Here is a 13116-nt window from a genome sequence, read left to right as displayed (position 1 = left end):
TATCCGAGATAGTGAAGGGCAGCAAATCCGCAGCACCAAAGCGGTCAGCAATATAGTCCCACTGGGTACACCAGGTGCCGTGACGATCGACGGGGGTGGAGAAATCAAACATCAGCATCTCGCTTATCAAGTCTCCCCTTCGCCCTTGAAACCGCAGGGTTGTTAGCTGCGCGTACTCACCCGAATCACTTACTTGTGTAAGCTCATCGGGATGAGTTTGCTGGCTGCCTACCTGCGACTCCAATGGCTTTGGGTAGAGTTTCTATGTAAATCATATCCAGGCAACGGTATTTAGCGAATTACCATCTTATGACATGGCAAATTGACCATTCCCTATCAGTGAGTCTAATTCATCTTTCACTGATTGCACTTGCGGGCCGATAACAACTTGAAGGTTGTGGTCATTGAGTTGAATGACACCAATGGCACGATTGGCTTTCAATGCCTCTTTATCCACTAAATTCATATCTTTAACCGACATGCGTAAGCGCGTAATACAGTTATCCAATGAGACAATATTATCGGCACCCCCCAGAGCCGCCAAAATAGCCGGGGAGTTATAGCCGGATTTACCGCTAACCGCGCCACTGGCTGCTTTTTCTGCATTGCTGCTGGCGGTGGTTTCATTCTCACGACCCGGTGTTTTGATATTGAAGTGCTGAATAGCAAAACGGAAAATACAGTAGTAAGCCACAAACCAGATCCCAGCCACGACCGGCACCCAGTACCATTTGGTCGCGGTGCCATGCAGAATGCCAAATACCACGAAGTCAATGATATTACCGTCAGTATTCCCGATGGTCACCCCCAATAACGCCATCACCGTAAAGCCCAGCCCTGTCAGGATGGCATGGATCAAATACAGGAACGGGGCAACAAACAGGAACAGGAATTCAATCGGTTCAGTGGTGCCGCCGATAACACAAGCAACGACACCCGAAATCAACAACCCTTTAATTTTATGGCGATTTTCTGGCTTAGCGCAATGATACATTGCCAGTGCCGCACCTGGCAGGCCGCCGAGGAACGCGGGCATTTTACCTTGCGACAGGAAGCGAGTGGCACTTTCAGAGAAACCTGTGGTGGTAGGGCAAGATAATTGCGCCTGGAAAATGGTTAAAGCGCCGCTCACACTATGACCGCACACATCCATGGTGCCGCCCGCTTCGGTGAAGCGGATTAATGCCACTAAGATATGATGCAGGCCAAATGGCAGTAATAAGCGCTCGCCGCTGCCGAAAATCATCGGCCCGAACAGGCCAGCACCGTTAATCAAACGGCCTAAACCATTGATACCCGCCGCAAACCAAGGCCAGATCAGCGGGATCAACAAACCGACCAATCCGAGCACCACGGTGGTGACAATCGGCACGAAACGGGTGCCACCAAAGAAGGCTAATGCATCAGGTAAGCGAATGGTATTGAAGCGTTCATGCAGTAAATAAACAATGATCCCGACAATCACCGCGCCTAAAATACCGGTATCGATGGACTGGATGCCCAATATATTCTGGATGTTATGTGTTTTCAGCACCAGTGGATCAGTTGTCGGTAATACGCCGCTGGTGGTCAGGTAAAAGTTAGTGGCCAGATTCAGTACGGCAAAACCAACGAAACCGGAGAATGCTGCCACCCCTTTGTTTTCACGCGCCATACCCAGTGGGATCGCGATGGCAAACATCACCGGCAAGAAGCTAAAGGCAAATGAACCAACCTTACTCATCCAGGTAAACAGTAGCTGGAAGGCCGGGTGACCAATAAAGGGTAATAAGGTGATGACATCTTTACTGCTAAGCGAACTGCCGATACCTAGCATGATCCCGCAGAAGGAGAGCAAGGCGACCGGTAGCATGAAGGTTTTCCCTAAACTCTGGAAAAACTCCCACAGCGTAATTTTTTGTTTTTTTGCCGCTGACATAGTGACTCCTGTACTGATACACCTGATGTTAAAAGATTGATGGATAATGGCGACTATTTCGCCTCCCTGTCTGGAGGTAAAATAAGATAAAACGTTTAACCCAGATAATATGAGTGATAAGTCACAATTACTGATCCTATTTCTGTATTAGAGTAAATCATCAGATTAAACGTTTAACTTGGCTTATTTTTTGGCATGACAACTAAAAAAACGACAATCACCGATGTTGCTAAATTGGCTGGTGTCTCTGTGGCGACAGTCTCGTTAGCGATCAGTGGCAAAGGGCGTATCTCTCCGGCGACAGCCGGCCGGGTTAATCAGGCAATTGGACAATTAGGTTATGTCCGTAACCGTCAAGCGGCACAATTACGCGGCGGGGAGTCCGGTGTTATTGGCTTGATTGTGCGTGATATTGGCGATCCTTTTTATGCAGAAATGACCGCGGGACTCAGTGAGGCGATTGAAGCCGAGGGGAAATTGCTGTTCCTGACGCAAAGTGGCCATGAGGGGAAGGGATTATTGCGGTGTTTTGACACGCTGATTGATCAAGGTGTCGATGGCTTGGTGCTGGGGGGCGGGGCCAAGCGGGAAATGGGACTACGAGAAAAGGCTGCTGAGCATGATATTCCGCTGATTTGTGCTGCCCGCTCCCATGTGCTGGACGGCGTCGATGTGGTGCGTCCTGATAATATGCAAGCGGCTAAAATGGCGACGGAGTTTCTGATTGGCCGTGGTCATCGGCAAATTGCCTATCTTGGTGGACATTCACACTCGCTGACGCGAGCTGAACGGCTCGGGGGATTTTGTGCCACTTTAGTGCAATATGGGCTACCGTTTCGTTCGGAATGGGTGGTTGAATGTGATGGTCAGCAACAAGCGGCGGCAGATGCAGCGGAAGCGCTGTTACGGCATCACCCGAATGTCAGCGCGATTGTGTGCCATCAAGCGTCCGTCGCATTAGGCGCCTATTTTGGTATTTTACGCACGGGCAGGACGATTGGCAGTGCGGGGGTCGATACTTATCTCGATCAGCAAGTGGCGTTAATCGGTTTTGGTGATGTGCCCGCAGCCGAGCTGACTGAGCCGCCATTAACCTTTATCACCAGTTCTGCCCGAGAGATTGGCTACAGCGCTGGGCAGCGGTTACTCCAGCGTATCGCCGGGGTAGATTTACAACTGCAAAATGTGATATTACCGCCGGTGATGATCCGCCGAGGATCGGCCTGATCAGGCGGGATAAAAAAACGGAGCCATTAGGCTCCGTTTCTTATGATTTAAACATCTTATATTTATTGTGCTGGTACTGCTGGTGCTGCTTCTGGTGCGACGGGCGCATCTTCAGATTCAGTGCCGGTATCTTCTTCAGTAGGCGCACCACCGAACATACCAAACAGGCCAACGAATTCTTGCAGTGACATTTTCTGACCATTCAAATCGACCTGGTTATCAGCAAAGTGGAAGCTGCTGCTGATAACATCATCTTTAGTGGTGGTCAGTTTAAACATCTGGCCCATGGCCGCAATACCCTGAACTTGCTGCTGTGCCAGTTTTTGTGCTTCTTCTGGATTATAGCCTTGCAGACGAGCGGCCTGAGTTGTCAGCTCAGTGGCCATAGCCATTGGGATAGTCAATGTTGCATCGAGCTTTTTCACTGATTGCGCCAGCATCGGCTCGCTGCCTGCTTTCGCTTGCGCCGGGTCCGTCAGCGCGATATTCAGCGTGAAGGTACTTTCGCCTTTGGCATTTTTCCAGCTCAGTGGCGCAATGCTCATGGTCGGGTTGCCTTTCAGCAAAGCCGGCAAGTTAGCTATCAGCATTTCGGTCATTTGCTCTTGATAAGCCACGGGATCGAGGTTTTCACCCGCCTGAACCGCTTTCAGTACTTGCTGATTATAGGCATTGGTAAACTGCTTCAAGCTTTGACCGTCAAGTTTGTCGAAGGCGAAGGCTAATTTACCGGAGCCGAAGTCATTATCCTGAATTTTTAATGCGTCCAGGGTGTAAGTCAGCTTGCCGTTCAAGTCTTTATCGGTTTCGCCTAATTCAGTATTCAGGTTAAAGCCCACCAGTGTTGCGGTGTCTTTTCCATCAATACTGAGGCCAATTTGTTTGATCCCCAGTTGTTGGGAGCCAATGCTGAGATCAAACTTGCCGATGTTGGTATTACTTTTGATGACCAAACCTTGTAGGCTAAATTGCTCAACTTGATCCCACTGATTTTTGCTGGCGAAAATCAGGCTATCACTTGAACCACTCATTTTCACATCACGCAGATCGCGGGAGACATCAGCATCAATTTTCGCCCCCGAGAATTTCATGCTGGTGGCGTTCTGCTGATAAACAAGAGGAATAAACGTAATGGCAGAAGAGGTATCACCGCTGTATGAAATGCGCGAATCGGCAGTAAACGGTGATTGACCTTTAGTGATGTCAAACAGTTTTTTCAATGCAGGGGTATTCGCAAGCTCGGTATGGACCGACGCCATGCTCGGGATCAGATTGAATTTTTTTAGCTGCGCCAATGGGAAAGGGCCGTGATCGATAGTTTCGATGAAGGCGACCTCATCACCCTCTTTCAAGGCTTTTTCACCTGCGACGCTGCTATCTGCTTGCAACACATAGCGAACCTGGCTACTGAACAGGCCACGTTGGTAATCTTTATAAGCGAACTTCACACCGGCTTTCGGCAGCAAGGTTCTTATCTGGTCATTGGCGTTGTTAACCAATTCGCCCATACGTTGTTCAATCAATTTGCCGGTATACCATGAGGCCCCAGTCCATGCTGCGCCAAGTACGACTATGACGCTGACAGCCACTAACGATTTTTTCATTGTTCTGTTCATCCTTTTCTAATACACCAAACAAATTAATATAGGCCTAGATTAACCATTCACAAATATTATTGCGACGATAACGACTTATTGCGCTGGTGAAATTTAACCATCGCAGCCTTAAAAGGCCAGCAATAGACAACAAAATGAGTGACTTCGTTCACCCTGCGTTGTAAACACGGGCAATCGAGCCTATTCCGTGGACGGTGATTGGCGATTCATTCGCCGCAATGAAACAGGACTCACCGGGTTGCAAGGTGATTTCTTGCTGCTGCTTTTTCAATATCGCCTGACCTTGAACACAAAATACAATGGCCGCACTGTGTTGCGCCAAGACCTGTGGCTCTGGCGTGACTGTATGCAGTGAAAAAGCAAAGTCCTCGACAGGGATGGGGAATACCCACTCGTTGCCTTGCTGTTGAGGCGTGGTCAGCAAAGTAGCGGCAGGTTTCGGAATAAATTGCAGGTTAGCCATTAATTCAGGGATATCGATGAACTTCGGGGTCAATCCCGCGCGTAATACGTTATCCGAATTTGCCATCACCTCCAGCGCCACGCCGTTAAGATAGGCATGCGGGGTTTCAGCATACAAGAACATAGCTTCACCCGGTTGCAGAGTGACCACATTAAGCAACAACGGGGAGAACAAACCGCTGTCATCCGGGTAGAAACGCGCAATACTGCGAATAGTATCCCACGGCTCACCCAATTGATTATTCAGTGCCGCTTTCAATATCCCCAAAGCACGCGTTTTCTCTTCGCCCGCCATACTCAGCAAACTGGCAAATAAAGTGGCTAAATGTGCGGTGTCAGGGTCGCGCAGAAAAGCCGCGATATCCGGATGAGCTGAGGATAATGGCTGGAGCAGGGCCGCAATATCATCCAAAGTACGGAAACCATTCATGGCCTGGAAAGGTGTTAGGGCATAAACCAACTCAGGCTTATGGTTCGCATCTTTGTAATTTCGCTCGGCAGCATCCAGCGGGATACCGGCCTGATTCTCTTTGGCAAAGCCAATTTCTGCTGCCGCCTTACTGGGATGCACCTGAATCGATAAGGGCTGGGCGGCACACAGCACTTTGAATAGGAAGGGCAATTCACCAAAACGTTTAAAAACGTCATGACCTAAAGTGGCATCCGGGTTTTTCTCAATCACATCGCGCAAGGAATGCCACTGGCCGCTGGCATCTGCCACTTCAGAACTGCTTTTGGGATGCGCACCCATCCATAATTCAGCCATCGGTTTAGCTTGAGGATTAGGTATGCCGTAAAGCTCGGTAAGCGCATCGGTGCTGCCCCAGGCGTAGTTTTGTACTGCATTCTTCATTTTTTGCATAGTGGTCATCTGCCGTTGAATCTGGCGAAATTCATCGCCCTGATAAAAATCGTCCCTTAGTAAACAATGGGGCCAGAGGGGTTGCAAGTGGTAATGCAATTCGTCTTATAACCGAATATAACTAAATGAGAGAAATGCGAATCAATCGCATAATGGTGGCGATAAATATGCCATCATATACCGGTCATACTACAACCTTCTATTCATATGCTAAGGAGACAGTGATGGTGACCACCCGCAGTGAAAAGGACTCAATGGGGCCTATCGATGTACCGGCCAGTCAATTATGGGGCGCACAAACCCAGCGCTCACTAGAGCATTTTCGTATTTCACAAGAGAAAATGCCGGCGGCACTGATTTATGCGTTGGCATTGACCAAACGCGCCGCAGCCAAGGTCAATAGCGATTTGGGCTTACTCCCCGCTGAGCGGGCAAAGGCGATTATGCGTGCGGCTGATGAGGTCTTGAATGGCAAACATGCGAGCGAGTTCCCGCTCTCTATTTGGCAAACCGGCTCCGGCACGCAAACCAATATGAATATGAATGAGGTGTTGGCCAATCGGGCCAGCGAACTGTTAGGGGGCGAACGAGGTAATGATCGTCTGGTTCACCCTAATGATGATGTGAATAAAAGCCAAAGTTCAAATGATGTATTCCCAACAGCAATGCATGTCGCCGCAGTTATTGGGTTAAGAGAGCATCTATTACCCGAGCTGAAAGTATTGCAACAGACCCTCGCTGACAAAGCCGAAGCCTATCGCGACATCGTCAAGATTGGCCGGACGCATTTACAAGACGCCACGCCGCTGACGCTGGGGCAGGAGATTTCGGGCTGGGTGGCGATGTTGGCCCACAGCGTAAAGCATATTGAAGCCACTATTCCTCATCTGTGTGAGCTGGCGTTGGGCGGCACTGCCGTTGGGACGGGGCTGAATACTCATCCGGAATATGCGGTGCGTGTCGCCCATGAGATTGCCGAATTGTCAGAGCACCCCTTTGTTACCGCGCCTAATAAATTTGAGGCATTAGCTACTTGCGATGCCTTAGTGCACGGTCACGGCGCATTGAAAGGTTTAGCGGCCTCGCTGATGAAAATTGCTAATGATGTGCGCTGGTTATCCTCTGGCCCCCGCAGTGGCATTGGCGAGATCTCTATTCCTGAGAATGAACCAGGCAGTTCTATCATGCCGGGTAAGGTCAATCCGACACAATGTGAAGCGATGACCATGTTATGTGCGCAGGTGATGGGTAACGACGTGGCGGTCAATATTGGTGGGGCGTCTGGTAACTTTGAACTGAACGTATTCCGCCCGCTGGTGATTCATAACTTCCTGCAATCTATTCGTCTGCTCGCCGACGGTATGCGCGGTTTTAATACACATTGTGCGCTGGGCATTGAGCCTAATCGTGACCGTATTACCCAGCTCCTGAATGAATCGCTGATGTTAGTTACTGCGCTGAATACTCATATTGGCTATGACAAAGCGGCTGAGATTGCCAAGAAAGCCCATAAAGAGGGGCTCACCCTCAAAGCGGCAGCTCTGAAGCTAGGTTATGTTACTGATGAGCAGTTTGATCAATGGGTTAAACCAGAGGATATGGTGGGAAGCATGAAATAACCGCCATTCCCCTACGCAGACCGTGCCGGGCTCTCTCTCCGGCACGGTGCCTGGTGGCATTATAATATCAGGATGTAATAAGCGTGATAATTAAAACGGGCAAATGCAACTCTTAAGAAAGAAGAAATCATTTTTTTCAGGTGGTTTTCTTTTCCATTTTCAGTCTAGAATAATATCTTGTTATTTTTGTTTGATATATATATCAATAATGTATTTTAATTTGAGTCGCTATTTATTCGCGTGGCGACTTATTGGCATAACAATTTATGTGCGCAAATAGTCTTATTGATAAGAGCTGTTTGCAGGTGAACCGCCATGTGGTTATAGATAAGGTGGTTTATATTTATTAAGGTGTTGTTTCGATTCGACCGGAGTTTATGTTATGGAAGATAAAAAAAGTAGCCCTCTAGATAAAACTGGTTTGACTGTTAATTCACTCAGTGAAATATCGCTTATTTCTATAATGGAAAAAGCGAGCATTCCTTGGGCGATAAAAGATAATAAATCTCAATTTGTTTATTTAAATGAATCTTGTCTTGATTTGTTTGATATTCAGCCCGGCTTTGATTTCGAAGGGCGCTTAGATGAGGAGATGCCATGCTCGTGGTCTGAGTATAGTGATGATTTCAAAGCTCACGATAGAAAGGCAGAGCAAAGCAGAGAGGGGGCGGAGATCATTGTCACGTCGCCTTTTGGCCGTGAAAGGATTCTTTCACCGTGGTACTTCCCAAAATTCCCTATTTATAACCAAAATGGGGACGTGTTAGGGACTGTTTTTTTTGGTAAAAAGTTTAATTTTATTTCTGTATGTGATTTTTTTAAAAGTTTAAAACCTTCGGTGATAACCCTAACTCCGCCGGTAGATGATTTCTCAGAAAAAGAACTTGATATTATATTTTATGCCATTCAAAAAATGAGCGCAAAAGAAATAGCAGCAAAACTATTTTTATCAAATAGAACTATTGAAAATCGGTTAAGATTTATTTATGACAAAGTGGGGTGTCACTGTTTAAAAGAGTTGATTGAATATTGTCATGCGTCGGGTTTGAGTCACTATGTCCCGAAGAAAGTGCTACGTGAAGGGGTTAATTTCTTCTGGTGATAGCGTCGCTTATGAATAAAAATCACCAGGAGAACCGTAATATTATAGGTTCTATTAGAATAAATGACTAGCTTAGATTTTTTATCTATATATCGACATATAAATGTAACCTGGGTACCAACAGCTGTAATGGTTTGGCATCAGGCTTATATTTATGTTTAATTTGATCGGCATCATAATCCGTTAATTCGCCTAACTTAGGTAATTCGGCTGCCGACTCAACGTGGCAAAATGCAATCAAAGGCATCGGGCAGGGGTGTTGGACTTGTTTCTGCTGTTCTTGGTACCAGACTCGCGCAATGGGCTGTACTTTTACCGGGCGTTTGATCTTTAAACGCGCGTTTTCAGGCAGTTGCTTCACATCATTAATTTCTTGGCTAATCAAATCCACCCATTGCTCACGGGTAAAGGGGGGAACGGCGCGGCCAGCATTGAGGCTTTTGTTTAATTGCGCCAGGATGTCTTCGCGTGTGACATTCTTAATAATATGTTTATTAGCCCAACCAAAGCGCACTGAACTGGGATTTATCAGCGGCGTAATAGTGCGATAGGTATTTAGCGTGATCAGCCCATGTAAGTGGGTGTGGACAAACTCGAAACGTTGTTCACTCGGCAGGCCCGATTCAACGGTAATAATATGTTCCAACTCTATTTTCAATTGATTAATGTATTGGATGCTTTTTTGACAAACCGTTAATTGGCACTCCGTCACCGAAAAACAGAGAACACCCGGGAGGCGGAGGGCGGCTTTACTGCTGACATTTTGACCTTGGTGATGAATAAATAGCCGTTGATAATGCTGTAAAGCCAGATCTCGCGCTGGGGTTCCCACGGTGGCCCTTACGGGGATATGCGTTATCGGTTGATGCTCCGTGCCTTTCTCTATTTCGGGCAAGGAAAAAACTCGCGCCGCCAGCAGAGGTAAGTCTTGGAGCTGCTGGTGGAGCGCCTGCAATTCAGCCTCTAACGAAGTAAAGCGGTTATTCAGTCGGTCTATCAAATCATACTTATTCATCATCTTTTCTGATAACAACTATTTTAGTTACAACATACACTATGTTATATCAGTAAAAAGACGCATCTGAAAGCCCGACGTTATCTGCAAATACAAAGTTCTCTGGCAATAAACTGATGTAAGCAGAATAAAAAAATTATCGGCATCATCAGGGAGTGGGGCTGGTGAAATATTATTCTATTTGCGGGCAACAGCGGAAGCCGGAATTTCCGCGGTGCAAAGGCGACAACATTCGAACCCGTCTGCACGACAACTTACACCTGCTATTCGTGCTGTTGTCCGACTGCTGTCGCGATTTTATCCGGAAAAGCCCCTACAGCGTGATCTCGCGACTGTGACCTATTTGTTGGCCAACCAGGGAGACGTCGTGCTCCAGAAAATGATATCTGCACCGAGATAATCTTCTGCGAATTGCACAAACTCATCCTTACTAAATGGCTGACCTGTATTAGGATTCCTGTAAGTCAAGGTCGGCTCCTGTACTGCCATGGCAATAAGTGCCAGCTTGCCTTTGTATTTATTGAAGAACGGATATGAGTTCTTCATTTGCGCCTTGCGGTTGGGGACAATATCCGGGCCACCAAGTCCAATATTATTGGCACTGGCAAACTCAAACAGTCGGCCCATATAATTGTGGTCGTTGTTCCATTCGCACGGCCAGAAGTTTACATATTGTACTACATGTGATTTGGTGAATACCTTTCGCGCAAAGGTGAGATTTTCCATTTCTCCGGCGAAATAGTTATCGCAGGAGAATCCTTTGGGTAGCTTTTTATTATCAAGATCAATGGCTGTTTCGGGTAAGTTAACACCATACACTTGACCATCGAAACGTTCGGCAATCGCTGCCAACAAAGCCTGATAACGTTGGCGCACAGCAGGATCCCATTGCCGAGCCACCCAACCCGCCCCAATCGGTTTCCCTTCGCCAGGATTATCAAATTGTGGCGATATCCCTCCGCCATATTTGGCGTCATTCATCAGATAATCAGGAACATATCGGGCATCTTGTTCGAAAAACCGGTCCTGAATTTGGATAAAGAGCTTTTTATTGGCTCCCTTGAGGTGAGCCAGATCCTTCTCAATCTGTGAGAAGTCGTATTTGTTCTGCTCCGGTTCGAGCGAACGCCAATTATAAACGATCTGCGCACCGCCAATATCGCTACGCGCCATAATGACAGACACTGCTTCGAGGTCACCAGAGCTGGTATAGATAAAGTTTTCTGGCATTTTAGCTAATACAGGCAGCGTCGCAGCAAGCAGTGTTATTGCAACAATAAGCCTAATCCTTATGGCCATGAGATTGTCCTTTTTTGACGGTTCAGTGCAGGTCAATATACAGAGATATTAAATTTAAATATATTCTTCATTGATTGAAGTCGCGGTGAGAACCTTTTAAACAGCGCCACAGGGAAGGGGTATTGCGGAATCTCGCTAATAATAATGTCTCTGCTCAGCAGCGCTCAGAATAACTGTCGATTATTTTTATCCATTTAGTCTTAGGAATAAAAAAAGGCTAACCGGCAGATAAGTGCCTGTTAGCCAGTATACCCGTCATCTGTCAAGTTGCAGATGCAATCTATGGGGAATAGTGATCACTCAGAATATCAGGACAGTGCTTTCGCTTTGAGCTGCTGATATTCGCTTTCAGTGATAGTCCCTTCATCCAATAATTTTTTAGCATCAGAAATCTGCTCAGCAGGCGATTTACCTGCCACATGCCGGATATACTCATTAGTATCAGAAACTGATTTTTGCACTGAAGCCCGATAGCGCTGAGCCATACCTTTGCCGCGAGTAATAAGGTACACAAGGGAGGTGAGTAACGGGATAAACAGCAAGAACAAGATCCAAATTGCTTTATAAAAGCCACCAAGCTCATGATCTCTGAAGAGGTCGGAAATGACCTGGAACAAAATCAGTAAGTATGCGATGAAAAAGAAAATTGAAAATGTTGTCGCCAGTATGTCCCAAAGCGTAAGAAAGTGAGTTGTCATATATTCTCCTGACATTAAATAAATTAAGGAAATCTCTCGTCATAAATCCCTTAATACATTAGAGACTTAATTTATATTTCAAGCAACAGTCACCTAAAATCGCTAGATTCGCCTTAATAATAGGTACATAGCGGAGAGGACGTCAAATTGTAATGTGACGTCACATCGACTTTATCTAATTTCAGGTTAAATTTTGGCCGCTTCAGGTAATTTTCGTAATCGCTGCCCGACAGATAAAGCAAGCAGCAACAGGGTGGCGATAAATGAAACCACGCCGACCCAACCTAAATGAAGCCAGAAAATACCGCCTAATGTGCCCGCAACACTCGAACCCGCATAATAACAAAATAGATAAAGTGAAGAGGCCTGTGCTTTAGCGCGGCGAGCACGGCGGCCAATCCAACTGCTGGCAACAGAATGCGCCGCAAAGAAGCCAGCGGTAAATATCATCATGCCGATAAAAATGATTATCACAGGAGAGAACACAGTCATAATAACCCCAATTAACATCATGGCGATTGCCGCCATTAATACCGGCCCCCGACCATAGCGAGTGGTCAATGCCCCCGCTTTGGGTGAACTATATGAGCCAGTCAAATATACTATTGATAATAAACCCACCACCGCCTGGCTGAGAGTATAAGGCGGTGCCAGCAAACGATAACCGATGTAATTAAACAAAGTGACAAAGCTACCCATGATTAAAAAACCTTCGGCAAACAGCAGTGGTAAGCCCGAATCACGCCAGTGCAGTTTGAAATTGATCATTAACGTTCTGGGTCGTAAGGATGTGGGGCGAAAATGCTTTGAGGCCGGAAGAATACGCCAGAACATCCCCGCGGCGGCCAACGCAAATAGACCAATCACCGCCAGAGCGATACGCCAGGAAAAAAAGTCACTCAACACCCCAGTGATTAAACGCCCACTCATCCCACCTATCGAGTTCCCGCTGATATACAGCCCCATAGAGAGCGCCACAAAACTGGGGTGAATTTCTTCACTGAGATAGGTCATCGCCACGGCAGCAACGCCGCTCAGGGAGAGACCAATCAATGCCCGCATCAGTAAAATCCCATGCCAACTGGTCATAAAAGAACAAATTAAGGTGCAGATGGCGGCCAGCATCAGCGCGACAACCATAACGGATTTACGACCAATGGCATCAGAAAGAGGGCCAGTAAACATCAGGCCAAAAGCCAGCATTCCGGTGGCGGTTGAAAGCGATAAGCTGCTGCTCGCCGGTGAGATAGTAAAGTCTTGTGATAACAACGGCAGGATTGGCTGCACGCAATAAAGCA

At 47.0% G+C, this 13116-nt stretch carries 10 protein-coding genes; 3 read left to right on the top strand and 7 right to left on the bottom strand.

Features of this window, described 5'->3' with window-relative positions; genetic code table 11:
- Positions 1 to 307: 307 nt before the first annotated feature.
- On the bottom strand, positions 308 to 1918 hold the full coding sequence (gene malX, locus ACNSO8_RS08080) for a maltose/glucose-specific PTS transporter subunit IIBC (protein WP_418394367.1): 1611 nt from the start codon (positions 1916 to 1918) through the stop codon (positions 308 to 310).
- Positions 1919 to 2113: 195 nt separating this feature from the next.
- Here malX and malI point away from each other — a divergent pair, with 195 nt between their 5' ends.
- Positions 2114 to 3145 carry a Mal regulon transcriptional regulator MalI gene (gene malI / locus ACNSO8_RS08075; protein ID WP_418394366.1) on the top strand — a complete coding sequence of 344 codons (1032 nt, stop codon included), beginning with the start codon at positions 2114 to 2116 and terminating at the stop codon, positions 3143 to 3145.
- A gap of 62 nt (positions 3146 to 3207) precedes the next feature.
- Here the strand turns inward: malI and ACNSO8_RS08070 are convergent, their stop codons facing one another.
- Together ACNSO8_RS08070 and manA are read right to left on the bottom strand one after the other, a co-directional pair.
- On the bottom strand, positions 3208 to 4749 hold the full coding sequence (locus tag ACNSO8_RS08070) for a YdgA family protein (RefSeq protein WP_418394365.1): 1542 nt from the start codon (positions 4747 to 4749) through the stop codon (positions 3208 to 3210).
- 160 nt (positions 4750 to 4909) lie between these two features.
- The gene (manA, locus tag ACNSO8_RS08065; protein ID WP_418394364.1) at positions 4910 to 6085 is read right to left on the bottom strand and encodes a mannose-6-phosphate isomerase; all 1176 of its coding nucleotides are present in this window, start codon (positions 6083 to 6085) and stop codon (positions 4910 to 4912) included.
- 224 nt (positions 6086 to 6309) lie between these two features.
- Here manA and fumC point away from each other — a divergent pair, with 224 nt between their 5' ends.
- Positions 6310 to 7704: a class II fumarate hydratase gene (gene fumC / locus ACNSO8_RS08060; RefSeq protein ID WP_418394363.1), complete on the top strand. Its 1395-nt coding sequence runs from the start codon at positions 6310 to 6312 to the stop codon at positions 7702 to 7704.
- Positions 7705 to 8086: 382 nt separating this feature from the next.
- The gene (locus tag ACNSO8_RS08055; protein WP_418394362.1) at positions 8087 to 8806 is read left to right on the top strand and encodes a helix-turn-helix transcriptional regulator; all 720 of its coding nucleotides are present in this window, start codon (positions 8087 to 8089) and stop codon (positions 8804 to 8806) included.
- A gap of 85 nt (positions 8807 to 8891) precedes the next feature.
- On the opposite strand, the gene tus is transcribed toward ACNSO8_RS08055, so the two are convergent.
- The 4 genes from tus to ACNSO8_RS08035 form a co-directional block, all read right to left on the bottom strand.
- Positions 8892 to 9821, bottom strand: coding sequence for a DNA replication terminus site-binding protein (gene tus, locus ACNSO8_RS08050; protein ID WP_418394361.1), 930 nt, complete (start codon positions 9819 to 9821; stop codon positions 8892 to 8894).
- A gap of 339 nt (positions 9822 to 10160) precedes the next feature.
- Complete coding sequence (locus tag ACNSO8_RS08045; RefSeq protein WP_418394360.1) at positions 10161 to 11120, bottom strand: hypothetical protein; 960 nt, start codon at positions 11118 to 11120, stop codon at positions 10161 to 10163.
- Positions 11121 to 11428: 308 nt separating this feature from the next.
- Positions 11429 to 11818: an SHOCT domain-containing protein gene (locus tag ACNSO8_RS08040; protein WP_418394359.1), complete on the bottom strand. Its 390-nt coding sequence runs from the start codon at positions 11816 to 11818 to the stop codon at positions 11429 to 11431.
- 186 nt (positions 11819 to 12004) lie between these two features.
- A partial coding sequence (locus ACNSO8_RS08035) for an MFS transporter (protein ID WP_418394358.1) occupies positions 12005 to 13116 on the bottom strand: 1112 nt, incomplete at its 5' end.

This window comes from Yersinia sp. LJYL362 (genome assembly GCF_048323875.1).
The sequence above is the reverse complement of the archived record's forward strand: the minus strand, read 5'-3'. Positions and strand labels throughout refer to the sequence as shown.